The sequence below is a fragment of the Halalkaliarchaeum sp. AArc-GB genome, assembly GCF_031432225.1.
Taxonomy (GTDB): Archaea; Halobacteriota; Halobacteria; order Halobacteriales; family Haloferacaceae; genus Halalkaliarchaeum.
In genome coordinates this window covers 45,311-71,627 of record NZ_JAVKGM010000008.1, presented here as the reverse complement: position 1 = coordinate 71,627, position 26,317 = coordinate 45,311, and the positions used below count along the sequence as shown (strand labels likewise).

Genomic DNA, 26,317 nt, shown 5'->3' with positions numbered 1-26,317 from the left:
CCGTCGATCGAGCCGAGCGTTCTTGACGGCTGGGGCCCGAAACATGGATAGGGACGGGACCGACCATGCGCACCATCGACTGGGACGACGACCGGGACTGCATCGAGATGGTCGATCAGACGAAGCTTCCGACCGAGTACACGACCGATCACGCCGAGACCGTACCGGAGCTGGTCGAGAGCATCGAGATCCTTCGCGTCAGGGGTGCGCCCGCACTGGGGGCCGCCGGGGCGTTCGGGGTGGCGCTTGCCGCCCGGCGCACCGACGCCGACTCCCTCGAGGAGTTCGAGCAGGCCGTCCGCGAGGACGCCGACGCGATCGCCAGCGCTCGACCGACGGCCGTCAACCTCTCGCGGGAGGTCGAGACGGTTCTCGGGGAACTCCACGGCTGTGAGTCGATCGCGGAGGCACGACGGCGGACGCTGGCGGCGGCGAAGGACGTCGCCGACGCCGACGTCGAGCGCAACCGAACGATCGGGAAACACGGGGCAGAACTGTTCGCGGACGGCGACACCGTGATGACCCACTGCAACGCGGGCGCGCTGGCGACCGTCGACTGGGGGACCGCACTGGGTGTGGTGTACTCGGCCCACGAGGCAGGCAAGAGCGTCGACGTGATCGCAAACGAGACCCGACCCCTCAACCAGGGCTCCCGGATCACCACCGTCGAACTACAGGAACGGGACGTGGAAGTGACGCTGATCCCCGACAACGCAAGCGGGTTGTGCATGCAGCGAGGGTTAGTAGACGCCGTAGTCGTCGGCGCCGATCGGGTGGTGCTCGATGGCGGCGAAGCGTTCCTCGCCGGGACAGACGAGACATCGCCACAGGGCGCAGTCTTCAACAAGATCGGGACGTACAAACACGCGGTCCTGGCGGATCGCCACGACATCCCGTTCGTGGTGGCGGCGCCGCACTCGACGGTCGACACCGAACTGAGCGCCACAGACGTCGAGATCGAACAGCGGGATCCCGCAGAGCTGCGGGAGATCTACGGGCGCCAGAACGCCCCCGAGGACGTGCCGGTGTTCAATCCGGCGTTCGATCCGACGCCGATGGAGCTCGTCGACTACCTCGTCACGGAGACCGGGGTGTACGAGCCACCGCTGGATCGAAGCGACTTCGAGCGGGCCCCCGAACCGGAATCGAGCACTTGAAGGATACTCCCGAGAGATGACTCGGGTATGCCCAAGATAAGCGTCGAGGTGCCCGAAGAGCTGCTTTCCGATCTCGACGAACACGTCGGCGAGGACGGGAAGTTCGTCAACCGCAGCGAGGCGATCCGCGCGTCGGTCCGGAAGACGCTGGACCTGCTGGACGACATCGACGAGCGGCACGGCCGGCTGGACGGGGAGGAGAAGTAGCGTGGCGACGCGGTCGGTCCAGACGAGCCGCCCCACGCTGCCCGCCGGAGCGGTCGCCCTGGCGGCGCTGTTCGTCGCGTCGCTGGTGACCGCCCAGTTGACGGCCTCGAAAGTGTTGCAGTTCGAACTCCCGTTCGCGCTGCCGGTGACAGGCGCGGAACTCGCCTTGCCGGGTGCGGCGCTGGCGTACGCCCTGACGTTCCTGGCGTCGGACTGTTACACGGAGCTGTACGGCAAGCGGGCGGCACAGGTGCTCGTGAACGTCGGCTTCCTGATGAACTTCCTCGTGCTCGCGCTGGTGTGGAGCACCATCCTCGCGCCGGCGGCGCCCTCGAGTATCGATCCGGCGGCGTTCGAGACGGTGCTCGGCGCCTCGACGAACATCGTCGCCGCGAGCCTGCTCGCGTACGTGGTGAGCCAGAACTACGACGTTGTGGTGTTCCACTGGATCAAGGAACGTACCCGGGGAGAACAGCTGTGGCTGCGCAACATCGTTTCGACGGGGACCAGTCAGGCGATCGACACCGTGATCTTCGTCGGCGTCGCCTTCTGGCTGCTCCCGCGAGCCATCGGCCTCGGCCCGGTTCTCCCGGGCGATGTCGTCGTCGCGCTGATGGTCGGCCAGTATCTGTTGAAGCTGGGAATCGCAGTCCTCGACACGCCGCTGGTCTATCTCGTGGTTGGTGCGGTACGTCGGTACGACGTCGCGCCAGCGTGAGCGAGGAGGCCTTAAAAAATCTCACCCGTCAAAGCCGTCGTCGACGGACGTGCCGTCGACCGGGATCGAAAACTGATTTCGCGCGAGTCGCGGCGGAAACGCGTCGGAACGGTAGTTCGTCTCAGCCGAGAACGTACTTGAGCACCGGGAACCGCTCGACCAGGGTCCGGCTGCCGACCTGCATCCGCTCGAGGTGCGCGTCGACGCCGAGCACACGGCCGGCGCCCAGCGCGGCCACCGCGAAAAACACCGCGGCGTAGACGAGCGTCGAGTCGAACAGCGCCAGGAGCTCGCCGTTCCAGCCGCCCAGATAGAAGGCGAGCATCTGGATCGCACCGCCGAGGGCGGCGAGTCTGACGAACGCCCCGACGATCAGGGCGGCACCGATCAACACCTGCGTGACCGGAATGACCACGTTGATGACGTCCATCAGCATCGCGCTCGAGGCCATCGCGGCGTACAGCCCGCTTACGGGACTTGCCGCGTCGACGCCGTGCACCAGGTAGCCGCTCGCGTCGAACGGTTCGCCGGTGACCTTTCCGATCCCCGCAAACAAAATCATGCCGCCGATCACGAGCCGCAGTGCGACCACGAACAGTCCCGACAGCGGGTGGGACTTGCCGTCGATCGTGAGCTCTTCGACTCCACTTGTGAACTGAGTTTCCGTCGTTGTTGCCATCGGTGTTGTCCTCGCCTGTATATAGAGGGAGTTTATGTATAAACCGTCGAGTGGGTTATCATTCGTTGAAAAATCCGCCGGGAATATTGACAAATGCTCACACATCGAATAAAAAATCGTGATATATCCACTCAAAAATCGAGGAGAGTGCTATCGACGCGACGCCGGTTCGTCAGTCGTCGACCCGTTTGGCGAACCCGAACCGCGGCTTCACGTCGTCGACGACCACCTCGACCGTCTCGCCCTCCTCGGTTCCGGGAACGAACAGCGTGTATCCTTCGACCCTGGCGATCCCGTCGCCTTCTCGACCGAGGTCGACGATCTCGACGGTGAGCCGGTCGCCGGCCTCGACGGGTGCGGTGATCCGGCCTTTCGCCACGAGATACACTTCCGAGGAGGAGTCCCGGGAGGCTGCCGGGGAGACGACCCGAACGTACTCGAACTCGGCGTCGATATCCGCTTTGAGGTCATCGAGGTCTCGCCCCTCGAACACCTTGACGACGAGATCCCCGCCGGGCGCGAGCAGTTCGAGGGCGGTCTCGAACGCCTGGCGTGCCAGGTGAACCGATCGGGCGTGGTCCAGCGAGTACTCGCCGGTCATGTTCGGCGCCATGTCGGAGACGACGACGTCTGCGCCACCCTCGCCGACGGCGTCCCGAAGCCGGTCGCGGGTCCGCTCGTCGGTCATGTCCCCCCGTATGGTTTCGATCCGGGCCTCGCTATCCAGTTCCTCGTCGTCGAACTCCCGAATCCGCTGGAAGTCGACGCCGACGACGGTTCCGGCGTCGCCGACGAGTTCCGCGGCGACCTGGAGCCACCCGCCCGGCGCCGCCCCCAGGTCCACGACTGTTTCCCCGCCCGAAAAGAGATCGGCGGTCTCGTCGATCTGCAGGAGTTTGTAGGCGGCCCGGGTCCGGTAGCCCTCCTGTTTGGCCTTGTTGTAGTAGTGATCCTTACCTGCCATGCTCACGTCACCGTATTTCCTACCCCGTTCGACTCCGAGAGCGCCGACGACTCTGTGTTCATACAAGAGGAAACGCTATCGCCCCGGAAAGGTACATCGGATGGGACCGACGACGCCAGTCCCCACCAGCTTGGCGACCACTACGGGACCCATTCGTCGACTGTTGGGTGCGTGACGCCTACCCATCCCGTTACATCTATTGCGTATCGTAACGTAGTGAATCGTAACGATGAAAACGGTCACCACGCGCATTCCGGAAGACGACGAGGAGGCACTCGCCGAACTCGAGGAGGAAATGAGTGCCGACCGGTCGGAGGTTCTTCGACGACTCATCCGACAGGGCCTCGACGATTGGCGCACGCAGCGGGCACTCGACCAGCTCCGCGAGCACCGCATCACACTCCGGAAGGCGGCGGAACTCGCGGACGTCTCGTACGTCGAGATGCTGACGCTCGCCGCCGAGGAAGGGATCGACGTCGGGTACACGACCGACGACCTCGAACGGGATCTCAACCGCATCTAGATGGTCGTCGTCGACTCTTCCGCGCTGATTCCACTCGCGTGGGTCGGCCGGCTCGATCTCGTCCCGACTGCCTTCGACGAGGTTCGGACGACTGCAGCGGTTCGAGAGGAAGTCCTCACCGAGGGGAAACGTGGAACTGCGGTGCTCGAGGAGTTTCTGTCGGACGTAGCTATTCACGACACGCCAGCGCGGGCCGAAGCGGTGGCGTCGATGGAGGGCATCGCGGTGGCCGACGCCTCGGTGATCCTGCAATCGGAGGACGACGAGGAGATCCTTCTCGCCAACGACAAGGGGCTGATCGAGGTCGCCAGGAGCCACGGCGTCGAGTGCTGGTGGGTGACGACGCTGTTGCTCAGCTGTGTGAAAAACGGTGACGTGACGGGGGATGAGGCAACTGACGTCCTGTACGACCTCGTCGACGAGGGGATGAACCTGCACCCGAAAGTCTACACACAGGTGCAAAAGAAGCTCCGAGAACTGGAAGAGTAAAGACGCGTTCAGTGAGGTTGCCGGGTGTCGATCCGCCGACGGGCCCGGAGCCGATCCGTTCGGGATCCGTCGCCGGACTCGAGGTCCGGGTCGTCGGCGATCTCGAACCCGCACGTCTCATAAAAGGGCCGGACAGTCCGGTCGAAGCTCGCAGTCACCGTGGCAGTCGCGTCCGGTGGTGCCTGTTTCCTCGCGAACCCACAGGCGGCCTCGACGAGCGCCCGGCCGATCCCCCGTCCTCGCCGACGGCGGCGGACCGCGACCTGCTGGATCTCGAAGTCGCCGAGAGACGACACCCGTACTGGGTCCAGAGCCAGCGCGGCCACGACGCGGTCCGTCGACGACTCCGACGACACGGCTTCGGCGACCGCGACGAACACACGGGGGGAATCGGCCCGCAATCGGCGTCGAATCACCTCGACGTCGGTCTCGAGTGCGGCCCCGTCGAGGACGCGCACGACACCCAGCAGGTTCGTCGGGTCGGCGCGCCTGATCGTCACGTCCGACGGGAGTGCTGCAGAAGCCCGTTTTTCACTGGATTCGCGTGCGTCCCGGCCATCGCATTCGCGTGCGTCTTGCGACTCGAAGTCCTCCGTCATCAGTTCGTGGTGCGGTCGCGAAGCCGTCGCCGGAGATCGAAGGTGTCCACCCGGTACTTGTAGGCGGGCTGGCCGTCCACGAGAACGTACGGAACCCGATCGCCGTACTCCGCTTCGAGCTCCTCGTCTTCGTCGACGTCGATTTCGTCGATCGCGACACCCACGCCGACATCGACGGCGACCTGCCGGATCGCCTCGATCGCCTCCTCACACAGCTGGCAATCCTCCCGCGTGTAAACCGTGACGTCGACCGCGGAGCCTTCGGCGTCCTCCGTTCCGTCGTCTCGATCCCCCATGTTCGTCTCCACATCCGTTTCCCGGACTTAAATACCATACCGGGACCACTCCCCCGCGTGAGCGGAACCGGGTCCGACGAAACAGTGACCTTCGGCGATCTCTCGCGGGGCGCCTACTGCCCGCGACAGCTGTATCACGCCCGACGGGCGGACGACAGGGAGCCACCGCCGGAAGCGACCGACAGAATCGATCTCGCCTTCCGGTACCCGTCGCTGCGTTGCGCCGCCGACAGAGAGCTTCGGGAGGCCCCGATCGATCTCCAACCGGATGACTACCGTCGAAACCTCGCCCGGCTCGAATCACGCGACGACTGGGACGACCTGGCGTCGCCGTCCCGGACCCGGGTGTTGCTGTCGGGGAAGGACTGTCGGGGGATCGCCCACAAGGTCGTCGGTGATCCGGCAGTGCCGACGATCGTTTCTCCCGGATCACCCCCCGAGGACGGAACGTGGAACCACCATCGGGTGCGTGCGGTCGCCGCCGCCAAGGCGCTCGCGTGGGAAGAAACGCGCACCGTCCCGGAGGCGCTGTTGGAGTATCCGGCCCACGGCGTCGTGCGGACGGTCGAACTCACGACGCGCGCCAAGGCGGCGTATCGGTCGGCGCTCCGGACCGTCCGGGCCATCGACGGCCCCCCGCCGCGGGTCAACGACGCTCGGTGTGAGGGGTGTGAGTACAGCGAGGAGTGTGGCACCCGAACCCGATCGCTTCGATCGCTGCTCGGGCTGTGAGCAGTGAGCACCTCGGAAAGGCAGGCGGTGAATACAGCGACCCGTGAACGAGCAGAGCGAGCGGTTCACCGCCGGAGCGGGCGGAGCCCGCGGAGGCGGCTTTTTTGGTCGAGCTTTTTTGGCGGGGGTCGAGAGCGCTCGAAGAGCGCCCGAGGCCCCCGTTAAAAAAGGTCGTTGTTAGTCGTCGGCGACCGCTTCCGCGTCCTCGGCGACGGCGGTGACGTTGTGATCCCGAATCCACAGGTCGCCGAACAGCTCGTCCTGCTGGAGTCGAACCGCGCCCCGGTGGGCCATGAACAGAAGCGACAGATACGTCATAAAGGGGCGTCCGCCGGCGGTGCGCACCTCCGCGAACAGCACTTCGCCCCGGCCGGCGGCGTACTGCTCCCGGAGCGCGTCAGTCACCCCCTCGATCACCTCTTCGATGTCCTCGTCGTGCGTCCGGGCGGTGACGTCGCCCGCGGTCGGCTCGCCGTCCCGCCGGGCGTCGTCGTCGGCGTGGTAATCCAGCGTCTGCATCCCGCGATCGTACCCCTTCGGGGAGTCGCTGGTGTCGTACTCCCGCCGACGCTTCCACCACGACTCCCGTTCTGCCTCCCGGAGCTCCCGGACGAGTCCCTCGAGCGTCTCCGGCTGTCCACGGGTGTTCTTCCGGTCGAGCCGGCGGTCCATCTCCGCCTCGAGCGCGTCGACCGGATCGAACGCCGGATCCGACTGGTCCTGTGTGCCTCCTTCCATCGCCAGTTCCCAGGGCTCGGGCTCGTTTTCCTCCTCGTCGTCCTCGGCGAGCATCGCGTCGCTTTTCATCCGCAGCAGGACGGAGGCGTAAAACAGCGCCCGGCCCGACGTCCGCAGGTCGGTCGCATCGAGCTTCTCGAGGAACGCGTCGGTGACCGTGACGATGTCGATGTCCCACGGCTCGATTTCGCCCTCTTCGGCGAGCTGAACGAGGAGTTCGACCGGCTCGACCTCGTCGTCGTCGACGTCGACCGGGGTCGATTCCGGTACCGGCTCGCTTCCGACGTCGAGCCCGAAGCTGCTAGTCACCCGCACTCACCTCCCCGGACTCGTCGGCACTCTCCCCGCCCTCCTCGCCGAACTGCAGGCCGGTGACGGCGCTGACGTTGTCCTGTTGCATGGTCACCCCGATCGCCCGTTCGGAGCGCTCGAGCAGCGCCGAGCGGTGCGAGACGACGACGAACTGCGCGTCACCGGCCAGATCGTCGACCATCTCCCCGACGCGTTCGGCGTTGACCGCGTCGAGGAACGCGTCGATCTCGTCGAGGGCGTAAAACGGTGCGGGGTTGTGTCGCTGGATCGCGAAGATGAACGACAGCGCAGTCAGCGACTTCTCGCCGCCGGACATCGCGTCGAGCCGCTGGACCGGCTTGTCCGCCGGACGAGCTTTCATCGTCAGTCCGCCCTCGAACGGGTCCTCGGGATCCTCCAGGACGAGTTCGCCAGAGCCGTCCGACAGCCGGGAGAAGACGTTCTGGAACTCGCCGTCGATCGCATCGAACGCCTCCATGAACGTCTGCTTTTTCTGTGTTTCGTACTGGTCGATCCGCTCTTCGATGCCGTCTCGCTCCTCGATTAGCACGTCCCGGCGCTCGGTCATCGTCTCCAGCTCCGACTCCACCTCGTCGTACTCGTCGATCGCGAGCATGTTTACCGGCTCCAGCGACGTCATTTCCTCTTCCAGCTGGTCGATCCGTGCCTCGAGTTCGTCGTGATCGGGGATCTCCTCGGGGTCGTAGTCGCCGACGGCCGCCTCGAGCTCCTCGATCTCCCATTCGAGCCGCTCTTTGGTCCCCCGCAAGTCCGACAGCGTCGACTCGATCTCCGAGACGCGTTCGCGCTGTTCGTTTCGGGCGCGTTCCGCCGCCCGAAGCTCCTCCCGGAGGTCGGTGCGCTCCTCTTTCAGGTCGACGAGCTCGCCTTCGAGCTCCTCGATCGCCGCCCGCTTTTCCTCGAGTGTGTCCTGCTTTTCCTCGATCCGTTCCTCGTAGCTCTCGATGTCGGATTCGGCGTCCGCCTTCCGTTCTCGGGCGGTCTCGACGGTCCCCTGCAGCTCCTCGATCGACTCCTCGACGTACTCGACCTCGACGGTCCTTTCGTTGAGCCGGCCGTCGAGGTCGTCCATCTTCGACTCGAGGTCGTCGATCTCGGCGCGCACCTCGTCTGCGCGGTCGGTGAGCTCCGGGATCCGCGAGTCGGCGAGTTCGGACTCGAGCTCCGCGATCTCGCCTTCGACCTCGGCCCGCTCGTCCTGGACGTCGGACAGCTCCGCCTCCAGTTCGTTCATCTGCTCGTCGACCGACTCCCGTTCGGCCTCCAGCTCGTCGATCCGCCCTTCCAGCTCGTCGATCCGGTCGTCCTGCCGGCCGAGTTCCGCCTCGGCGTCCTCGATGTCGCCCTCGACCGCCCGGACCCGGTCTGCGGCGTCCGTCTTCCGGTCGCGGGCGTCGTCGACGTCGCCTTCGATTTCGCGGATCTCCGACTCCACGTCCCGACGTCGATCCTCGAGCTCGGAAATCTCCTCTGCGAGCCGTTCGAGCTTCCCCTTCCCGGACTTGCTGAAGGAGTATCTGGAGCCGCCGCCCGAGCCGCCGGTCATCGCGCCCGACCGTTCGACGAGGTCGCCCTCGAGGGTCACCATCCGGTAGTCTCCCATCAGATCCCGGGCCGTATCCATGTCCTCGACGACCAGCGTGGAGCCGAGCACATACGAGAAGATCCCCTCGTACTCGGCGTCGTAGTCGACGAGGTTGCGCGCGAAGTCGACGACGCCGGGATGGGAGGGCTCTCGGGGCAGACTCCGGGTTTCCATCTCCGTGATCGGCAGGAACGTCGCCCGCCCCGCGTTGCGCGACTTGAGGTAGTCGATGCAGGTCGCCCCGACGCCGTCGTCGTCGACGACGACGTTCGCGAGTCGGCCGCCGGCAGCGGTTTCGCAGGCGACGGCGTACTCCGAGTCGACCGCGCCGAGGTCGCCGACCGCGCCGTGGACGCCGGAGACGTCCGCGTTCAGGATCGTCGTGACCGACCGCGGCCAGGAGCTGTCGCCCTCGCGGTCCGCGCGCGCCTCGAGTTCGGCGTACTCGGTCTGTTTCTCCCGGAGCTCGCCTTCGACCTCCTCGAGTTCCGCCGACAGCTCCGCTTTCTCGGCCTGCAGCTCCTCGATCGTCCCCTCGATCGTCCGCAGGTTCCGCTCTGCGGTGTCGAGTTCGCCGTGCAGCTCCGACCTGCGGGCCTTCAGTTCGGGGATCTTCTCGTGGGCTGTCTCGAGCTCCTCGCGCGCCTCCGCGAGCTCGTTGGATCGCCGTCTGGCGTCGTCGAGCAGGCGGTCCTTCTCCCGCTGGAGGTCGTTCGCCTCGTCTTTGAGTTCCTCGAGCCGCTGTTTGCGGTCGGCCAGATCGGCCTTCAGCTCGTCGAACTCGGTGTCCTCCGAGTCGATCTCGGCTTCGATCTCGGCGAGTTCCGACTGCTTTTCGCCGATCTCCCGCTTTACGGACGCCTTCTCGACTTTCAGCTCGCGGATCTCCCCTTCCAGCTCCTCGAGCCGCTCCTCCTTGCGGTCGATCTGGACGAACGCCTCCCTGCGCTCGGTTTCTGCGTCCTCGATCCGCTCGGTTGCGGTTTCGATCTTCCCTTCGAGCCGGGAGATCTCGCCTTTGACCTCCTCGATCTCGCTTTTGATCCGGAGCTGCTCGTCTTCGCCTTTCCGCTCGACCTCGCGGTTGAGCTCCTCGAGCTCCGCCTCGAGTTCGTCGACCCGAGTCTGGCGCTCGTCGAGTTCCGCCTGCAGCTCATCGCGGGTCTGTTCGTTCGCCTCGATCTTCTTTTCGGTTCCCTCGAGAGTGCCCCGCTTTTCCTCGAGTTCGGCCGCCTCGAGGTAGCCCTCGTACTCCGCTTTCTCCTCGCGCAGCGACTCGTATTCGAGGGCGGCCTCCCGCTCGTCCTCCAGCTGGTCGAGCCGGTCCTGCTTCTCCTCGATCCGGAGGTCGGCCTCGCCGATCCGGGACTCGACGGTCTCCAGCTCCTCGAAGGCGTCCTCCTTTTTTGCGTCGAACTCCGCGACGCCGGCGATCTCGTCGATGATCCCCCGACGCTGGTAGGGAGTCATGTTGATGATCTCGGTGACGTCGCCCTGCATCACGACGTTGTACCCCTCCGGAGTGATACCCGCCTGCGAGAGCAGATCGCGGATGTCCGAGAGGTTCACCGAGCGCTCGTTGAGGTAGTAGTAGGAGTAGTAGTTGTCCTCGGTCTCCTTCACCCGACGCTTGATCGTGATCTCGTCGACGTCGCCGATCCGGTCGCTGCCTGCGGCCGTAACCACCTGCTCCCGCGAGAGGGTGCGGTCCTCGTTGTTCAACACCACCGTCACCGACGCCTCGTTCGGCCCGGCAGAGTTCGCGTCGTCCTCGTGGCCGGGGTTGTAGATGAGGTCCGTCAGCTTCTTCGCACGGATCCCCCGCGTCCGGGCGAGTCCCAGCGCGAACAACACCGCGTCGATGATGTTCGACTTGCCCGAGCCGTTCGGCCCGGTGATCACCGTGAAATCCTCGTAAAAGGGGATACGCGTCGGTCGTCCGAAGCTCTTGAAATCGTCCAGTACGAGCTCTTTGATGTGCATGGGTCGCTCGCGATGGAGTCGCGAGCTTACGCGACGATTATGTCGCTCTCCTCCGACTCCCCATCTCCGCTCGATTCGTCAGGCTCCTCGGATTTAGCTGCTTCGACCGATTCCTCCGAGCCGTCCTCGGCGGATGCATCGCTGTCGGCGGCCGCGTCCGCGTCGGACTCCTCGGCAGGCTTCGCCTCGGGGTTCGCCTCGACGACATCGGCGTGGACGTCGCTTTTTGTCGTCCGTTCCGCGGGAACCTCCGAAGGCTCCGCCGGCGGTTCAGGTTCCTCCCGTTCGGCCGCCTCGAGGTCCTGGAGGCGTGCTTTCGTCTCCACCAACTCCTCGGTCAGTCCGTTGACTGCGGCCTGAAGCTCCTGCACCTGGCGTTCCAGGTCCTCCACCCGGTTACTCATACGAACAACAGGTCGTTCCGGCTGTATAAATGTGCGTCAGACGGGCGTGTGACGATGCCGCACGGACCGGGAGACCCGTCCGCACGCCGGTTTCGCCTGTTTTGCCGTCAGTTCCGGCGGTAGCCCAGCGGCCGTTTCCGGCCGACCTCGATTTCGACGTGAAGCGAGTCGGGAAAGTCCATGTGACCCACCTCCCGGGCGATGTGTTCGGCGCCGTGGATCTCCATCCGGCGAGTGTAGACGGTGTAGGTCCACGGGTCGAACGTGTCGCCGGCGTCGAGCCGGCGGGACAGCGGCACGCGGAGCTTCTCCGGGGGAGAGGAGTGTGGCCCCTTGCACTCGACTCCCTTGCGTTCGAGCATCCCTTTGATTTCCTCGACGGTGTCCTCGAGAACCGCCCTGTCGCCCGACTGGAAGGTGAGTTTCGTGACGAAGGTCATGTGCTGGAGCCTGTCCGTTGCTGCGTTCCCGAACCCCAAAAGCGCATCTACCTGGGTCCGTCCGATCCGGACCCGTCCCCGAGGCGCCTCCCGTCCGGTCGCTTTTGTCCCTCGGAGTCGTGGACGACCACCCCGTCGACGGCCGTCGGTCGGTAGCTGTCGCGGACCGCGATGGCTTCCTCGAGCTCCCGGATCGCCCGCCGTTTCAGCGTCTCAGCCATCGCTTCGGCGTTCGCCCGCGAGATGTCGCGTCCGAGTCCCGCACATTCGTGTGCCAGGACCGCCTCGTCGCGTTCGACGACGGCTTCCTCCACCCCCCGGTCCGACAGCACGTCCAGCGAGAACGGGTACGTCCGACACACGAGCGGACGCGCTTCGTGGACCGTGCACGCGCCGACGCCCTCCTCGGTTTCGGTATAAAAGACGCAGTCGCCACAGCCGTCGACTGCAAGTGCCCACTCGAACGTCTCCCCGCTCGGATCGCGAGTTCCCTCCGTCGACCCGCAGGCCCCTCCGCTCGGGCCAGCGTCCTCGAGCCCGTAGGGCATCGGTCTGGCGACCGCGTCCCACACGCGGTCGCCGATCGCCTGAAGCCGCCTGACTTCGTCGGGAAAGACGGTTGCAGTGTGTGGTTCCCTGCCGGCGTCCGACTCCTCGGCCGTACAGCAGCCGCCACACCGCGTGCACTCGAAGCCGATCGACTCGACGGCGTCCGCGATCGCCGCCACGTCGAGTTCTCGAGCGCGTTCGAGGTCGGCTTCCAGCGAGTTCACGGCCGTTCGAACGGCACCAGGGGTAAAAAGGCCCCGGGCCGATCAGTCGATCAGTCTGCCAGGTCGGGATCGTCACTGTCCCCGAGCACGTTCTCGATTTCCTCGGCCTCCCTGCGAGGGAACTGGTCCCGGAGCCGACCGACGAGCGAGCGCGCCTCCGCGAATTCGACGGCCGCGATCGCCCGGACCAGCGTCGCCGCTCGTTCGACCCGGTTGCGCCGCCAGGAGCGTTCTCTCGCCTGGTAGGTCCGGATACCTCGCAGGAAGTCGGGTTTCGAAAACGCCGGCCAGTAGGGCGCACAGAAGTAGACGGCCGCCTCGTTGCCGTTCGCGTACCACGGCAGGAAGTTCGAGGTGCGCTCGTCGCCGCCGGTCCGCACAATCAGGTCCACCTCCCGCACGGGCTCCCGGTAGAGCCGCCGTTCGATCTCCGCGACGTCGACCGCCTCGGGGTCGAGCGTCCCGTCGTCGACCTCCGCTGCGATCTCCCGGGCCGCCCTGGTGAGTTCGTTGCGGCCGCCGTACGCGAGCGCGACGTTCAGCCGGAACTCCTCGTAGCCGGCGGTCCGGCGCTCGGCGTACGCCACGGCCTCCTGCACCCGCGTCGGGAGCCGGTCGACGTCGCCGATCGCGTGGATCCGAACGCCCGTCTCGTGAACCCGCTCGGCGTCGGCGAACTCCCGGAGTTTCTCGGCGACCAAGTCGAACAGCGGCTCCAGCTCCTCGTCGGGGCGCTCGAAGTTCTCCGTAGAAAACGCATACAGCGTGAGCTCCTCGATCCCGAGCTCCTCACACCACTCCAGCACCTGTTCGGTCGTCGACGCTCCCGCCCGGTGGCCCTCCGGTGCCTTTGCCCCTTTTTTTCGGGCGTACCGCCGATTTCCGTCCTGGATTACCGCCACGTGATCCGGCACCTCGTCGATCTCCCGGCGGAGCAGCCGCTCGTAGGCCTGCTCGTACGTCCGCTCGAACGGTCCTACCAGCCGCTCTCGGACGTTCGAACGGGAGAGACGTCCCCCTCCGAGTCGCTGCCGGAGGCCGCGGAACATGTTCCCCCCTGCGGACGCCCCGAATATGTGCCTTCTGGAACCAATCGCTCCGACGACGGGATGCGTCGGCGGGAACGAAATCGGCGGGTCGGGAAAACTGTTAACCAGTCGCACGACGTGGAACTACCATGCCCGAACTGCTTTCCGACGAGGAGATCGAGCGACGGCTCCCGGACGGCTGGGAGCGGGACGGCGACGAAATCGTACGCGAGTACGGCTTCGATGACTACCTCGCAGGTGTCGCGTTCGCCGGCGATGCCGGTGAGATCGCCGAGGAAGAGTTCCACCACCCCGAGATGGTGATCCGGTACAAGGAACTCGAAGTGCGGTTTACGACCCACGACGCCGGCGGCATCACAGAGCGGGACATGACGCTTGCAGCATCGTTCGACGAACTCTTCGAAGCGGAGTTCGACGGCGGTGACTGAACCCCACGAGCGATGCACGCCGAGTACGTCTTCCGGGTTCGGTTTCGACTCGACGCCCGGCGGGTGCGGACGGAGCCGGAGACGTTCGAGACGGTCGTTCGCCTGCCGGCGGAGCCGCCGGGCGCCAACGGCTGGCTGTTCTTCCGGAACGCGCTGTGGCGAGGTGAGGTGAACGACGACGCATACGCCCGTGAGCTCGCGAGTGACTGGCTCGGCCTCCCAGTGGAGAGCGTGAGCTTCCGGGAGTTCGAGTGCGACGCGGCGTATCGCGAAGCGCTAGAGGCGGAGATCGGACGGCACCTCGAGACGTTCAACGCCGAATCGGTCGAGGAGACGCTTCACAAGTACTTCGGAAGCTCGATCCGGGTCCAGCCACGGGGCGAAGGAAACCACTGACCAAAGAGGCCACGAACCGGCCAGCCTTATACCGGCCGCGACAAACCCACGTGTATGACCACCGACCGACAGGAGTCCGGGTTCAAACATCGCACCCGGGTCGCAGACGCTCTCTATTCGATCCGGGAGGTTGTGGAACCACACGGCCGCACGGAACGCGTCGCCGTCGCCGACGCCGACGGACGGACCGTCGCCGAGACGATCGCGGCGCCCAACCCCGTCCCCGGCTACGACCGGGCAGCAATGGACGGCTACGCGGTCCGGGCGCGTGACACCTTCGGCGCCTCGGAACGCTCTCCGAGCGTCCTCCGTCCGACCGACGGCCGGGTCGGTCCCGAGGAAGCCGCGCGAGTTCACACCGGCAGCGACCTCCCGTCGGGCGCCGACGCAGTCGTGATGATCGAACAGGTCGAGGAGATCGACGGCAGCGACGACGAACTCGAGGAACTCGAGGTGTTCGACGCCGTCGCGGAGGGGGAAAACGTCGGCGACGCCGGCGAAGACGTCGCAGAAGGACAGACCCTCTACGAGCCGGGCCACCGGCTCCGCCCGTCCGATCTCGGCCTGCTCAAGTCCGTCGGGCTGGAGGAGCTCACTGTCTACGAACGCCCGACCGTCGCCGTTCTCCCGACCGGCGAAGAGCTCGTGCAGTCGGACCCCGGACCGGGCGAGGTGATCGAGACGAACGGTCTCACGGTCACACGGCTCGCCGAACGGTGGGGTAGTGACGCCACGTATCGAGAGATCGTCACCGACGACGAGGACGCCCTCGAAAACGCGATCGAACGCGACCTGGACCACGACATCGTCGTCACCACCGGCGGCTCGTCGGTGGGGGAACGCGACCTGGTTCCCGACGTCGTCGACGGACTCGGCGAGCTGCTGGTCCACGGCGTCGCGCTCAAGCCGGGACATCCGGTCGCGCTGGGCGCGGTCGAAGACACGCCGGTCGTGATGCTCCCCGGCTACCCCGTCGCCTGCATCGTTAACGCCGTGCAGTTCCTCCGACCGGTGCTCAAGGACGTCGGCGGGATGCCGCTACCGCCACACCCGACCCGAACCGCGCGCCTGACGCGCAAAATCCCCAGCGAACCCGGCACCCGGACGTTCGCCCGGGTTCGACTGGAGTCGGACGACGCGAACGCCGGCGACGACGAGGGTGCTGACGGCGAGAAACCCTCGCTCGTGGCGACGCCCACCCGTGCCTCGGGGTCGGGGGTGCTCTCGTCGGTTGCCCTTGCCGACGGCTGGGTCGTCGTCCCGGAACCGCTGGAGGGATTCGACGCCGGCGAGACCGTCCCCGTCGAGGTGTGGGAGGGATCACAGTGAGCGACCGAAAGCAGTTCCGCGATCTCGCCACCCCGGAGGAGGCGAGGGAAGCGATCGCGTCGCTCGAGTTGACGGGCGATCCGGAATCGGTCCCCCTCACGGAGGCCCGGGGACGGGTGCTCGCCGAACGGATCGACGCCGGACGCGACGTCCCGGGGTTCGACCGGGCGTCGATGGACGGCTACGCGGTCCGAGCGCGCGACACCTTCGGCGCGGACGAGGCGGCCCCGGCGGTGCTCGATCTCGTGGGCGAGATCCACGCCGGCGAGGAGCCGGACGCGACCGTCGATCCGGGAACCTGCGTCGAGATCTCCACCGGGGCGGTGATGCCCCCGGGTGCCGACGCCGTCGTGATGGTCGAGCGCACGGATCCGGTGGACGGCGGCGACGGGATCGCGGTCAGGACCGCCGTCGCACCGGGCGACCACGTGATGCTCGCTGGCGCGGACATCGCCGCCGGCGCCCGTGCGCTCGGCCCGGGGACGCGGCTCACCCCCCGGGAGATCGGCCTGCTGTCGGCGCTGGGCGTCGAGGAAGTTCCTGTCCGGGGTCGGCCGACCGTCGGGATCGTCTCGACCGGCGACGAGCTCGTCCGGCCGGGCGAACCGCTGAACGACGATCGGGGGGAGATTTACGACGTCAACAGCTACACGATCGCTACGGCCGTCGAGGAAGCGGGCGGGACCGCAAAGCTATACCCCAACGTCGGCGACGACGACGAGGAGATGGAACGGTTGCTCTCGCAGGCGGCCGACGAGTGTGACCTCGTCGTTTCCTCGGGATCGACCTCGGCGAGTGCCGTCGACGTCATCTATCGGGTGATTGAACGGCGGGGAGAACTCCTGTTGCACGGCGTCGCAGTCAAGCCCGGCAAGCCGATGCTCGTCGGGCGGCTGGACCGCAAAGACGGCGGTGAATCCGCGTACGTCGGCCTCCCGGGCTACCCCGTGTCCGCGCTTACCATCTTCCGGACGTTCCTCGCGCCGGCCCTGCGCGAGGCCGCCGGCATCCCGGAACCCGAGACCGCGACCGTCACCGGCCGGATGGCCGTCGAACAGCGCCACGGCGAGGGGCGGCTCCGGTTCCTCCCGGTCGGACTTCTGGATGTCGAGGGATCCACAGAACCCGCGGCCGAAGAGAGTGAACCGCTCGTCTATCCGGTCGACAAGGGCTCGGGGGCGACGACGAGCCTCGTCGAGGCCGACGGCGTGGTCGCGATCGACCCGGATACCGACTACCTTGATGCCGGCGAGCGCGTCGAGGTAGAGCTGTTCTCCCCGGACGTCCGCCCGCCGACACTTCTGGGCGTCGGGGAGGACGATCCCGCGCTCAACCGGCTGCTCGACGAGCTCGACCGGCCGCGGTACCTCCCGGTCGGCACGCGGGAGGGTCTCCGGCGGCTCCGGGACGGGCTTCCGGACGTGGTCGTCACCGCCGGCCCGGTGCGCCGATCGGTCGACGCGGTCGAGCTCGGCGGGTGGACGCGGGAGTGGGGGCTGATCGTCCCGCAGGACAACCCGGACGATGTACGGGGGCTCGGTGACCTGCTCGATCGGGACCTCGCGTTCCGCAACCGGACGAGCGACTCCGGACTGCGAACCGCTCTCGAGGCCGAGATCGACACCCTCGCCGGCGAGCGGGGGTTCGACAGCGAGGAGGCCATCGACGAAATCGACGGGTTCACCCTCGAATCGCGGGCGTTCGAGAGCCCGGCCCGTGCGGTCGCCGCCGGCGACGCCGACGTCGGGATCGGCCTCCGGGCGACCGCGACGGAACTGGGGCTCGGGTTCGTTCCGATCGGGATCCAGGAGGTCCGCGTCCGTGCGAACCCCGAGCGAACCGAAAAGCCGAGCGTCGTCCGTCTCGAATCTGCCCTGACGGGTGAGGATCACCTGGCCGGTCTCGACGGGTTCGAATCCGCGGACGATTCGTGACCGGAAAACGGGGCGCCCGCCCGGTTTTTCCGGGGCGCCCGCCCGGGTTTGCGGCGGTACAACTATTAGGAACGATGCCCACGCGAACGGTAGAGGTCTGCTATGGAAATCTCCGATAACCTGCTTTGTCTGTTCAGTGCTGAACTGCGCGAGAAGGGAGACAGCTACGTCGTCGAGGTGCCCCGTCGCGAGATCGAGACCGGGTCGCTCTCGGCGGGGGAGACCTACCGGGTCGCGCTGATCGCCGGACAGGCAGAAACCGACGAACCGTCCGAGTCCGCGGCTGCCGACCACGACGACGGCCCGCAGCCGCCCGTCGAACCCGGCGAAATCCGGTACGTCGAAATCGAGGATCTCGGCAAACAAGGCGACGGGATCGCCCGCGTCGAACGGGGCTACGTCATCATCGTCCCCGGGGCCGACGTCGGCGAGCGCGTCAAGATCGAAGTGACCGAGGTGAAGTCGAACTTCGCGGTCGGCGAGGTCATCGAAGAGGACCTCTAGGCGCCGCGACGGCTGACGATCACGGCGGGCCGATCGTCCTCGGTCCGAACGTACACGAGTGACAGCCGGTGTTTTCCGGGACCGAACACGAGCGGCCCATCGGCCGTTCTGAGGCGAGGACCGTCGACCGATAGCTGCCGGGCAGTCCCGTCCGGAAGGCGGTAGCTCGCCTGCCACGGCGGACACTCCTCGGACGGAACCGAAACCGGACAGCCGAGCCGAACACGGTCGATCCGGGCGCTCGAGATCCCGCTGTCCGGGACTGTCACCGTCACCGGAACTCGCCCGGCACTGTCGATCCCCGCTACCGCCGTCGAGGACGCCACGAGGTCGGCGGCGGCGCGCTCGAGACGGTCGATCTCACCCTCGACGTGCGTCACAGAGCGTTCCGTCTCCGTGGCCGAAAGCGCCCCCGTTGCGACCCCTACCAGCACGACCGCGAGCACGATCGAAACCGCGGGCCGGATCACGGGATCACGGCTCGCCGGTTCGGTCGGTTCGGTCGGTTCGGTCGGTTCGGTCGGTTCGGGGGCGCTCGATCGGCTCGGGTTCGCCGGCGACGGTCGGTGCTCCCACGTCGACGTCCGACGGTTCCCCGTCGAGCCGGCGTCGAAGCCGTTCGACGGTCGCGAGGGCCCGATCCGCCCGGCGCTCGACGGCCCGGTTGACGCTTCGAACGCTCCCGGCGTACCCCCGAAGCGCCTCGGTGGCCGCCTCGAGTTCGGCCACACGGGACTCCAGTGTCTCGATTTCGGCAGCCAACTCGTCGATCCCGGCCTCGGCCCGGTCGCGTTCGGCGACGCTTCCCGAGCCGTTTTCGTGTGTCGACATGACCCGGGGCCGGCTGGTTCGGCATCACTGATAAACCCCCGGTCGCGTCGGCGTGTTTCCGACCGCCGGGATACACCGGATCGTCAACACTTAATCCGTTCGTTACCACGTACCACTCATGCGAACGGTCCACGCGGCCGGACTGCCGATCGGCGACGGGTATCCACCGCGGATCATGGGCGTGTTGAACGTGAGCGACGAGTCGCCGTACGACCCCTCCGTTCACGACGATCCAGGGGAGGCGGCCACGTACGTGGACGAACAGCTGATCGACGAGGGAGCCGACATCGTCGACGTGGGGCTCGAGTCGGCGAACAAGCGGTTCGACGTTCTCACGGCGAAGGAGGAACTCGATCGGCTCGACGTCGCCCTCGAGGCGATCGAATCGGTGAGCGGCGACGCCGTCTTCTCGATCGAGACCCGCTACGCCGAGGTGGCCGACGCCGCCCTGAATCGGGGGTTCGACATGGTCAACGACGTCTGTGGCTTCGCCGACCCGGAGATGCCGACGGTGTGTCGCGAACACGACGTCGCCGTCTGCAAGATGGCGAGCCCCCCCGACCTCGCCCGTCCGGGGGCCGTCACCGACGTCGACTGGGCGCGTGCGCGGTCGCCGGAGTGGGCGAGAGAGGCCGACTACGTCGACCGGGTGTACGAGGCGTTACAACAGAACGGGCTAACCGACAAGACCATCGTCGATCCCGCGTTCGGCGGCTGGAGCGAGAAGAAGACGATCGAGGACGACCGGGAGACGTTCCGCCGTCTCCGACAGTTCCGGGGGCTCGAGCGACCGATGCTGGTGTCGATCAACCGCAAGAACTTCCTCCGACATCTCGCGGATCGATCGACCGAGGAGGCGCTTCCGGTGAGCCTGGCGGCGACGTCGATGGCCGTCGAACGGGGGGCGGACGTCGTCCGAACACACGACGTGGCCGAGACCCGCGACGCAGCGGTGATCGGCCACGAGTTCGGGGAGCGCGATCCGGGTGGGGGGACGCATCCGAACACGGCACTCGAAGAACCGGGAGCAGGAACCGACTGATGGACTACACACAGGAACGGGTCACAACCCTGCACGATCTCGCCGATTCGACGCCCGACGCGCCGGTGGCAGAGTCCGCCGTCGTTGTCCCGATCGCCGGCGACCGGATCGAGTCGGTGACCCCCGAACACGTCTTCGCGGCCCTGTCGGCGATCGACCCCGCCGAGGTCGTGGTTCCGTTGCGGGCGCCGGGCGGCGTCGTCGAGCGGTTCCGGACGTGGGTCCGGTCGTTCGACCTGTCGGTGACGGTGCTGTGGTGTGGCGCCGACGCCCTCGAGTCCACGCTCGCAGAGCACGGTGTCGACGGGGAGCACGGGAAGGGGCGGGACGTGTGGCTCGGACTCGGCGTCGCGGCCTCCCGGGCCGAATACGTCGTACTCCACGACGCCGACGCGACGACGTACACCCGGGAACACGTCCCCCGGCTTCTGTTCCCGCTCTCGATAGGGTACGCGTTCGCGAAAGGCTACTACGCACGCGTCGAGGACGGTCGGCTGTACGGACGGTTGACCCGACTGTTCGTCTCTCCCCTTATCAGGGCACTCGAGACGCGACACCACCACCCGTTCGTCCGATATCTCGCTGCGTTCCGGTATCCGCTCGCCGGCGAGGTCGCCCTCACCGCCGACCTGGCCCGGCGGGTGCGACTCCAGCGTCGGTGGGGACTCGAAATCGGGCTGCTCGGCGAGGTGTTCGACGCGGCCGGCACGCGCCACAGCGCTCAGGTCGATCTGGGGTTTCACAGACACGACCACCATCCGGTGACCGGGGATCGCGGGCTGTCGACGATGGCAGGCGAGGTGGGCACGGCGCTGTTTCGCACCCTGGAGGACCACGGCGTCGACGTCGACTACCCCACGCTTGCGGCGGCGTACCGTGATGCGGCCGATCGGCTCGTCGAGCAGTACGCTGCCGACGCCGGGTTCAACGGGCTGTCGTACGACCGCGACGCCGAGCGCGAGCAGAGCCGAACGTACGCCGACAGCATCAGTCCGCCGGGACCTGACACGCGCCTGCCGGCGTGGACGGACACGACGCTGTCGCCGTCGGCCGTCGTCGACGCGGCGACCGGGACGATCCGGACGGATCCGGAACCCGAGACGGACTGAAAACGGCGGAGAAAACGGGGGACGGTCGGGAACCGGAGCGCTCAGCGAATGTCCTTCCAGGCCCGCCCGCACTCCGAACAGGTCCTGACGTCGAACAGCTCGTCGGGATCGTCCCGCCGATCCAGCACCTCCTCGCAGTCTGCACACTTGAGCCGTTCGTAGTTGTCCTTGAACAGTTCCCCGTCCCGGAGCCCTTTGCGCGTCGACTTCATGTGGGGGGCTTCGACGCCGGGGCTGTTAAATACCCTGTTCGGTTGTCGGGATTCAACAGGTTTGTAGCCACCGGCACGGTACGACAGGTGTGTCACGCGTTCGACTGTTCGGGACGCTGTGCGGCCTGGTGTTCCTCGTCAACTTCGCGCGGATCGTCTTCGCGCCGCTGGTCGGGGAGTTCATGGACGTCTTCAGCGTCAGGGAGGGCACCATCGGTCTCGTCGTCACCCTGGCGTGGGTCGGCAGCGCCTCGCCCCGGCTCCCGACCGGCTACCTCCTGACGAAGGTGCCGCGTCACTACGTGGTGCTGGGAGCGGGGACGGTGCTCACGGCGGCGTCGTTTTTCATCGCGAGCGCCGCGAGCGTCCCCGCACTGATGGCCGGTGCGTTCGCGATGGGGCTGGCGTCTGGCGCGTACTTCGTCTCGGCGAACCCGTTCGTCTCCGAGCTGTTCCCCGATCGGGTCGGACGAGTGCTGGGGATCCACGGGATGGCGAGCCAACTCGCCGCCGTGCTCGCGGCACCGATCGTCTCCGTCGCGGTCGTGTACGACTGGCGGCTCGTCTTCTACGGTACGGGGATCGCCGCCGCGGCGATCACGACGCTGATCTTTCTGGTCGCCCGGCGGACCGAACTCCCCGAAGCGGGAACGAAGGATCGCGACTTCTTCGGTGCCGCCCGCCAGGAGTGGCGGATCATCGTCACCGGCGTCGCGATGCTGGGCACGGTCGGGTTCGTCTGGCAGGGCGTGTTCAACTTCTACGAGCAGTACATGCTCGCGAAGGGGTTGCCGGAGTCCGTCGCGCGAAACCTCCTCACAGTGCTTTTCGCCGCGGGCGTTCCGGCGTTCCTCGTGAGCGGGCGGCTCGCCGATCGGCTGCCGCACGTGCCGTACATCCTGGGTATCATCGCCGCGTTTCTCGTCAGCGTCTTCGCGTTGACGATGACGTCCGGACTGTTCGTCGTCATCGCCGTCTCCGCAGTCGTCGGCTTCGTGATACACTCGCTTTTCCCCGCGATGGACACGTATCTGCTCGACACGCTGCCGGACGCCACCCGGGCGAGCGCGTACGCGTTCTACTCGGCGTCGATGATGCTGGCCCAGGCCGGCGGCGCCTCCGTCGTCGGCGCACTCGTGGAACGAGGGTTCACCTACGACGCCGTCTTCGGTGGGTTCCTCTCGGCGCTTCTGGTGATCCTGATCGTTCTGACGGCGCTCGAAAGCGCCGGACGACTCCCCTGAACCTGCTGAAGCGACGGAGGCGATCTTCACTTTTCGCGACCGCACCAGTTTTGGCAGCGGCAGCCGTCCGCCCGGACGTGAGCAACGACAGCGCACCGACCGACGCCGACCGGGCGTTTCTCGAGCCGGACGCCCTCGCGGGGGTCGTCGACATGTTCACCGTTCTGGGACGGGAGGAACTCGCGGACGCAGCAGCCGAACTCGCGTTCAAGCGGGGGGAGTCGATCGACCGCGACGCGGTCGAGCGAGCGATAGACGACGCCATCTCGGAGTTCGCCCTCGTCTCTGTCGAACGCGAGCAGACGAACGGCGCCGACCAGGACCCACACCGCCGCCTGTCGCGTCTCGCAGTCGGGCCGACGGCCTTCCCGCGACTCCCGGACGGCGCCGCCGACCTCCCACACATCCTCGAGATCGATGGGAACCGAGCGATCGACCGAGAAGCGGTCGCCACTGCAGTCGAGGAGCGACTCCGGCGGGACGCCGCCCGTGCAGCCGCCGACGGCGACGACGACCGGCTCGAAACGCTGCTCGACGTCTGCTTCGACGTGGACGTCTGGGCCGGGGTCGACACGGACGACGTCCGCGCAGACATCGAACGCGCCCTGGAGTGACCGACAGAGATTCGGTCTCTGTTCGGTGTCAGTCGGCTTTCGCCGGACGAGAACGCCCCACAGAGCTATTGTATTCCGGCGCAAACTGAGGGTATGGATCTGGCGGAGGTGAGCCGTCACGAGCCCGTCGAAGTCGACGGGACGGCACGGGAGGCCGCCGTTCTCGTTCCGGTGTTCTGTCGGGACAGGGAGCCGTGGCTCCTGTTTACCAAACGGGCGGAACACCTCGGCGAGCATCCCGGCCAGATGAGCTTTCCCGGAGGCGGACGCGAACCCGTCGACGGGAGCCTTCGGGCGACCGCCCTGCGGGAGGCCGGCGAGGAGATCGGTCTCCGGCCGGAGGAGCCGACCGTCGTCGGCCGGCTCGACGACATCGAGACGGTGAGCGGCTACGCCGTCCGGCCGTTCGTCGCCAGGATCCCCGACAGGGAGTACTACCCCGACGAATACGAGGTCGCCGAGATCGCCCCGCTTCCCGTCGCGGGGCTCACCGATCGCGGAAACTACGAGTCACAGCGCAGGGAACATCCGCGCCACGGCGACGTCTGTCTCCACTTTTTCCACGTGAACGGGTACACGGTCTGGGGGGCCACCGCTCGAATGCTGGTGCAGTTCCTCGAGTTGACGACCGACTGGAACGTTCCGCCCGAGCCGGACCACGTCGTCGACGAGGACGCCGAGTATCCCGTTTGAATCCGGAACCAGCGTCAACCGATGGCGAGACTACGATTCGACGCGTCCATCGCGCCGATCGTACAGCGCGACCGCACGATCGCGGCGGACCGAGATCCCGCGAGGGTTCCGCGTCGGCGATCGGTCCCGGGCCCGGGCGACGAGCCCGTCAGTGGCGCCGTCGACCGCACCGGTTACGACCCGCCACCCGTTCCCGACCCACGCGGTGGGAGCCCCCTCGCCCCGGACCACGTCCTCGAGGGTCGACCGCGCGTCACACAGCGCCTGTCCGACGAGAGTGCGTGGAACCCCCGGCCGGAGCCCGTAGTTCTTCGCGAGCCGGTAGCCGAGCGCGCGGTACTTCTCCCGCCAATCGTGTCCCTCCTCGGCCAGCGGCTCGTGACCCACCGACAGTCGTTCGTCCCAGACGACCCCGTACTCGAGGCCGGCCAGCCTGTGGGCGGCGTCGCGGGCGCCGCCGACGCTCAGATACTCGTCGAACCCGTCCAGTTCTTCGAGGACACCGCGTCGGAACGCGACGTTCCCGCTCGTGAAGTAACGGACCTCCCGGCCGGCTATCCGACGGTGTTCAGGTTCCTCGAGCGTCCGCCCCTCGCCGGCGACCGGAAGCGACGGGCCGGTGACGACCGGTGCCGACTCGAGTCCCTCCAGGGCTGCCTCCAACCAGCCGTCCGTCACCCGACGGTCGAAGTCGACCAGGGCGACGGCGTCCCCGCGCGCCACTTCGATCCCCGCATTGCGAGCGACGTTCACCGAGCGGTCGGAGATCTCCACGAGGACGTCGACGTCGTCACGGTCGCGAACCATCCCCGTAGTCCCGTCGGCCGACGGCCCGTTGGCGACGATCACCTCGGCGTCCGGCGCGTGTGCCGCCAGCGCGTCCAGACACGCCGCCAGCCGATCGCGCCCGTTGAGGGTGGGCACGACCACCGAAAGCTCCATACACGTCGAAACGCCGGTACTGACTTAAAAGGGCGGATCTCCGTCCGAACGCCGCAACCGTGCGTGTCGCCGGGAGCCGGCGCAGTCAGTTCGTCAGGAAGTACACCTGTTTGCGGGCGTCTTTGAAGCTGTACCGGGAATCGACGAGTCCCTCGTCCTCGAGGCGGTTGAGGGCGTACCGGACCGTCCGGTCGGGCAACAGCGACTCCTCGGCGAGCTGCCCCTGCGAGAGCGGCGAGTCCCCCTCCAGTACTTTCGCGACGAGCTTCGCGCTCGGCGGAAGCTCCCGGAGGCGATCCCTGAATTCGGTGTCGGTCAGCGTTTCGTGGTCGTTGATTTCTGCCGGACTAGTGCTCATACAGCCCCCGAGTTGATCTGCCGTGGTAAAGGTTGGCTACATATTGGGAAAACGGATACGGATTATATAAGGAGATATAAGGTGGAGTTACAGCTATTCGAGGCCGGTATCGGACGGCGGCCCGACCGGAGGATGCGAACGAAGACGAACCGAACTACGTGATAAACCGTTATAGACGGGTGTGTAAAACAATTATGTTTTGTGGCAAATATACGTGGGTAGACGGGATGGGTGACCCCGTCGATCGTCATCAGTACGATTTTAGTCCCCGGGCGTACAGGTTCCCCCGTGAAAGGACAGGAGTGGTACCAGGCGGAGGACGTCGCCCAGGAGTACGACGACAAGCGGTTCTCCGGCGGCGGCCGCCTGATCGATCGCCGCGAAAAGCAGGCGGTTCTCTCGGCGCTGGGGCCCGTCGAGGGCCGGGAAGTACTGGAGGTCGCCTGCGGAACCGGACGGTTCACGGTCATGCTCGCCGACCAGGGCGCCGACGTCGTCGGACTCGACATCTCCTCGGCGATGCTCTCGCAGGGACGGGAGAAGGCCGCCACCGCCGGCGTCTCGGAGAACGTCTCGTTCATGCTCGGCGACGCCGGGCGGCTGCCGTTTCCCGACGATCACTTCGACGCCGTCTTCGCCATGCGCTTTTTCCACCTGGCGGACACGCCAGTGACGTTCCTCCGGGAGCTCAAGCGGGTCGCACGCGAGCAGGTGTTCTTCGATACCTTCCGACGACCCAGCACACGTGTGCTGTACAACTGGGCGCTGCCGATGGGATCGCGGCTCTACTCGAAACGGGACGTCCGGAGTCTCCTCGCGGACGCGGGGCTCGAACTCGCTCACGAATCCCACGACTTCGTGTTGCCGTACGGGTTCTACCGGAGCCTGCCGGGTTCGGTCGCGAAACCCTTCCGCGCGGTCGACGAGGCCGTGGGGAAAACGCCGCTGGGCGACGCCGTCGCGTCGGTCTCCTACTGGGACGCACGCGTCGTCGAGTGAACAGTACCGGGCA

The 26,317-nt window shown here is 66.8% G+C and carries 30 protein-coding genes and 2 pseudogenes; 17 read left to right on the top strand and 15 right to left on the bottom strand.

Features of this window, described 5'->3' with window-relative positions:
* Nucleotides 1-65: 65 nt before the first annotated feature.
* The 3 genes from RH858_RS09510 to RH858_RS09500 are packed head-to-tail and all read left to right on the top strand — an operon-like array spanning nucleotide 66 to nucleotide 2,082.
* The gene (locus RH858_RS09510; RefSeq protein ID WP_259534874.1) at nucleotides 66-1,157 is read left to right on the top strand and encodes an S-methyl-5-thioribose-1-phosphate isomerase; all 1,092 of its coding nucleotides are present in this window, start codon (nucleotides 66-68) and stop codon (nucleotides 1,155-1,157) included.
* 27 nt (nucleotides 1,158-1,184) lie between these two features.
* On the top strand, nucleotides 1,185-1,364 hold the full coding sequence (locus RH858_RS09505) for a ribbon-helix-helix domain-containing protein (protein ID WP_310561684.1): 180 nt from the start codon (nucleotides 1,185-1,187) through the stop codon (nucleotides 1,362-1,364).
* A 1-nt stretch (nucleotide 1,365) separates the two neighbouring features.
* Nucleotides 1,366-2,082: a queuosine precursor transporter gene (locus tag RH858_RS09500; RefSeq protein WP_310561683.1), complete on the top strand. Its 717-nt coding sequence runs from the start codon at nucleotides 1,366-1,368 to the stop codon at nucleotides 2,080-2,082.
* A 121-nt stretch (nucleotides 2,083-2,203) separates the two neighbouring features.
* Here the strand turns inward: RH858_RS09500 and RH858_RS09495 are convergent, their stop codons facing one another.
* Together RH858_RS09495 and RH858_RS09490 are read right to left on the bottom strand one after the other, a co-directional pair.
* Nucleotides 2,204-2,761 (bottom strand): DoxX family membrane protein, encoded by a 558-nt coding sequence (locus tag RH858_RS09495; protein WP_310561682.1) that lies wholly within the window; start codon nucleotides 2,759-2,761, stop codon nucleotides 2,204-2,206.
* Nucleotides 2,762-2,933: 172 nt separating this feature from the next.
* Complete coding sequence (locus RH858_RS09490) at nucleotides 2,934-3,725, bottom strand: SAM-dependent methyltransferase (RefSeq protein WP_310561681.1); 792 nt, start codon at nucleotides 3,723-3,725, stop codon at nucleotides 2,934-2,936.
* Nucleotides 3,726-3,954: 229 nt separating this feature from the next.
* Here RH858_RS09490 and RH858_RS09485 point away from each other — a divergent pair, with 229 nt between their 5' ends.
* Both RH858_RS09485 and RH858_RS09480 read left to right on the top strand, forming a co-directional pair.
* The gene (locus tag RH858_RS09485) at nucleotides 3,955-4,248 is read left to right on the top strand and encodes a UPF0175 family protein (protein WP_259534869.1); all 294 of its coding nucleotides are present in this window, start codon (nucleotides 3,955-3,957) and stop codon (nucleotides 4,246-4,248) included.
* Entirely contained in the window at nucleotides 4,249-4,737 is a 489-nt protein-coding gene (locus RH858_RS09480) for a hypothetical protein (RefSeq protein ID WP_310561680.1), read from the top strand.
* A gap of 8 nt (nucleotides 4,738-4,745) precedes the next feature.
* Here RH858_RS09480 and RH858_RS09475 read toward each other — a convergent pair whose 3' ends face one another.
* Complete coding sequence (locus tag RH858_RS09475) at nucleotides 4,746-5,336, bottom strand: GNAT family N-acetyltransferase (protein ID WP_310561679.1); 591 nt, start codon at nucleotides 5,334-5,336, stop codon at nucleotides 4,746-4,748.
* Nucleotides 5,336-5,632 carry a glutaredoxin family protein gene (locus RH858_RS09470; RefSeq protein WP_310561678.1) on the bottom strand — a complete coding sequence of 99 codons (297 nt, stop codon included), beginning with the start codon at nucleotides 5,630-5,632 and terminating at the stop codon, nucleotides 5,336-5,338. Before RH858_RS09470 ends, RH858_RS09475 begins: the two co-directional genes overlap by 1 nt.
* 57 nt (nucleotides 5,633-5,689) lie before the next feature.
* Here RH858_RS09470 and RH858_RS09465 point away from each other — a divergent pair, with 57 nt between their 5' ends.
* Complete coding sequence (locus RH858_RS09465; RefSeq protein WP_310561677.1) at nucleotides 5,690-6,364, top strand: Dna2/Cas4 domain-containing protein; 675 nt, start codon at nucleotides 5,690-5,692, stop codon at nucleotides 6,362-6,364.
* A gap of 177 nt (nucleotides 6,365-6,541) precedes the next feature.
* Here RH858_RS09465 and RH858_RS09460 read toward each other — a convergent pair whose 3' ends face one another.
* The 6 genes from RH858_RS09460 to uppS all read right to left on the bottom strand — a co-directional run bounded on the left by RH858_RS09460 (nucleotide 6,542) and on the right by uppS (nucleotide 13,669).
* Nucleotides 6,542-7,411 carry a ScpA family protein gene (locus tag RH858_RS09460; protein WP_310561676.1) on the bottom strand — a complete coding sequence of 290 codons (870 nt, stop codon included), beginning with the start codon at nucleotides 7,409-7,411 and terminating at the stop codon, nucleotides 6,542-6,544.
* Complete coding sequence (gene smc, locus RH858_RS09455) at nucleotides 7,404-11,003, bottom strand: chromosome segregation protein SMC (protein ID WP_310561675.1); 3,600 nt, start codon at nucleotides 11,001-11,003, stop codon at nucleotides 7,404-7,406. The genes RH858_RS09460 and smc overlap by 8 nt, the downstream gene beginning before the upstream one ends.
* A gap of 26 nt (nucleotides 11,004-11,029) precedes the next feature.
* On the bottom strand, nucleotides 11,030-11,407 hold the full coding sequence (locus RH858_RS09450; RefSeq protein ID WP_310561674.1) for a bZIP transcription factor: 378 nt from the start codon (nucleotides 11,405-11,407) through the stop codon (nucleotides 11,030-11,032).
* Between the two features lie 107 nt (nucleotides 11,408-11,514).
* On the bottom strand, nucleotides 11,515-11,847 hold the full coding sequence (locus RH858_RS09445; RefSeq protein ID WP_259534861.1) for an uS10/mL48 family ribosomal protein: 333 nt from the start codon (nucleotides 11,845-11,847) through the stop codon (nucleotides 11,515-11,517).
* Between the two features lie 47 nt (nucleotides 11,848-11,894).
* Nucleotides 11,895-12,620, bottom strand: a complete 726-nt coding sequence (locus RH858_RS09440; protein ID WP_259534860.1) for a YkgJ family cysteine cluster protein — start codon at nucleotides 12,618-12,620, stop codon at nucleotides 11,895-11,897.
* 50 nt (nucleotides 12,621-12,670) lie between these two features.
* Nucleotides 12,671-13,669, bottom strand: coding sequence for a polyprenyl diphosphate synthase (gene uppS / locus RH858_RS09435; protein ID WP_310561673.1), 999 nt, complete (start codon nucleotides 13,667-13,669; stop codon nucleotides 12,671-12,673).
* 128 nt (nucleotides 13,670-13,797) lie between these two features.
* Here uppS and RH858_RS09430 point away from each other — a divergent pair, with 128 nt between their 5' ends.
* The 5 genes from RH858_RS09430 to RH858_RS09410 all read left to right on the top strand — a co-directional run bounded on the left by RH858_RS09430 (nucleotide 13,798) and on the right by RH858_RS09410 (nucleotide 18,260).
* Entirely contained in the window at nucleotides 13,798-14,097 is a 300-nt protein-coding gene (locus tag RH858_RS09430) for a 4a-hydroxytetrahydrobiopterin dehydratase (protein WP_259534858.1), read from the top strand.
* A 12-nt stretch (nucleotides 14,098-14,109) separates the two neighbouring features.
* Entirely contained in the window at nucleotides 14,110-14,493 is a 384-nt protein-coding gene (gene lwrS, locus RH858_RS09425) for an LWR-salt protein (RefSeq protein WP_259534857.1), read from the top strand.
* Between the two features lie 54 nt (nucleotides 14,494-14,547).
* A complete protein-coding gene (gene glp, locus RH858_RS09420) occupies nucleotides 14,548-15,822 on the top strand; it encodes a gephyrin-like molybdotransferase Glp (protein WP_259534856.1) in 1,275 nt (424 codons plus the stop codon).
* The gene (locus RH858_RS09415; RefSeq protein WP_259534854.1) at nucleotides 15,819-17,756 is read left to right on the top strand and encodes a molybdopterin biosynthesis protein; all 1,938 of its coding nucleotides are present in this window, start codon (nucleotides 15,819-15,821) and stop codon (nucleotides 17,754-17,756) included. Before glp ends, RH858_RS09415 begins: the two co-directional genes overlap by 4 nt.
* A gap of 102 nt (nucleotides 17,757-17,858) precedes the next feature.
* Nucleotides 17,859-18,260, top strand: a complete 402-nt coding sequence (locus tag RH858_RS09410) for a TRAM domain-containing protein (RefSeq protein WP_259534852.1) — start codon at nucleotides 17,859-17,861, stop codon at nucleotides 18,258-18,260.
* On the opposite strand, the gene RH858_RS09405 is transcribed toward RH858_RS09410, so the two are convergent.
* Both RH858_RS09405 and RH858_RS09400 read right to left on the bottom strand, forming a co-directional pair.
* The gene (locus RH858_RS09405) at nucleotides 18,257-18,730 is read right to left on the bottom strand and encodes a hypothetical protein (protein ID WP_259534851.1); all 474 of its coding nucleotides are present in this window, start codon (nucleotides 18,728-18,730) and stop codon (nucleotides 18,257-18,259) included. The two genes, RH858_RS09410 and RH858_RS09405, sit on opposite strands and share 4 nt — an antisense overlap.
* A gap of 157 nt (nucleotides 18,731-18,887) precedes the next feature.
* A pseudogene (locus RH858_RS09400) lies at nucleotides 18,888-19,073 on the bottom strand (hypothetical protein); the annotation flags it as partial.
* Between the two features lie 136 nt (nucleotides 19,074-19,209).
* Between RH858_RS09400 and folP the strand changes: the two are divergent.
* Nucleotides 19,210-20,061 (top strand): annotated as a pseudogene (gene folP / locus RH858_RS09395) (dihydropteroate synthase); the annotation flags it as partial.
* A 71-nt stretch (nucleotides 20,062-20,132) separates the two neighbouring features.
* Nucleotides 20,133-21,242, top strand: coding sequence for a glycosyl transferase family 2 (locus RH858_RS09390; protein WP_310561672.1), 1,110 nt, complete (start codon nucleotides 20,133-20,135; stop codon nucleotides 21,240-21,242).
* A 41-nt stretch (nucleotides 21,243-21,283) separates the two neighbouring features.
* Here RH858_RS09390 and RH858_RS09385 read toward each other — a convergent pair whose 3' ends face one another.
* The gene (locus RH858_RS09385) at nucleotides 21,284-21,454 is read right to left on the bottom strand and encodes an HVO_0758 family zinc finger protein (RefSeq protein WP_259534849.1); all 171 of its coding nucleotides are present in this window, start codon (nucleotides 21,452-21,454) and stop codon (nucleotides 21,284-21,286) included.
* 89 nt (nucleotides 21,455-21,543) lie between these two features.
* Between RH858_RS09385 and RH858_RS09380 the strand changes: the two genes are divergently transcribed.
* The 3 genes from RH858_RS09380 (at nucleotide 21,544) to RH858_RS09370 (ending at nucleotide 24,005) form a co-directional block, all read left to right on the top strand.
* Nucleotides 21,544-22,698, top strand: a complete 1,155-nt coding sequence (locus RH858_RS09380) for an MFS transporter (RefSeq protein ID WP_259534848.1) — start codon at nucleotides 21,544-21,546, stop codon at nucleotides 22,696-22,698.
* 77 nt (nucleotides 22,699-22,775) lie between these two features.
* Nucleotides 22,776-23,312, top strand: a complete 537-nt coding sequence (locus RH858_RS09375; protein ID WP_259534847.1) for a hypothetical protein — start codon at nucleotides 22,776-22,778, stop codon at nucleotides 23,310-23,312.
* 93 nt (nucleotides 23,313-23,405) lie between these two features.
* A complete protein-coding gene (locus RH858_RS09370; protein ID WP_259534846.1) occupies nucleotides 23,406-24,005 on the top strand; it encodes a CoA pyrophosphatase in 600 nt (199 codons plus the stop codon).
* 30 nt (nucleotides 24,006-24,035) lie between these two features.
* On the opposite strand, the gene RH858_RS09365 is transcribed toward RH858_RS09370, so the two are convergent.
* Both RH858_RS09365 and RH858_RS09360 read right to left on the bottom strand, forming a co-directional pair.
* Nucleotides 24,036-24,947, bottom strand: a complete 912-nt coding sequence (locus tag RH858_RS09365; protein WP_259534845.1) for a glycosyltransferase — start codon at nucleotides 24,945-24,947, stop codon at nucleotides 24,036-24,038.
* Between the two features lie 85 nt (nucleotides 24,948-25,032).
* A complete protein-coding gene (locus RH858_RS09360; RefSeq protein ID WP_119817294.1) occupies nucleotides 25,033-25,305 on the bottom strand; it encodes a winged helix-turn-helix transcriptional regulator in 273 nt (90 codons plus the stop codon).
* Nucleotides 25,306-25,593: 288 nt separating this feature from the next.
* Here RH858_RS09360 and RH858_RS09355 point away from each other — a divergent pair, with 288 nt between their 5' ends.
* Entirely contained in the window at nucleotides 25,594-26,304 is a 711-nt protein-coding gene (locus tag RH858_RS09355; protein ID WP_259534844.1) for a methyltransferase domain-containing protein, read from the top strand.
* The last annotated feature ends 13 nt before the right edge of the window (nucleotides 26,305-26,317 follow it).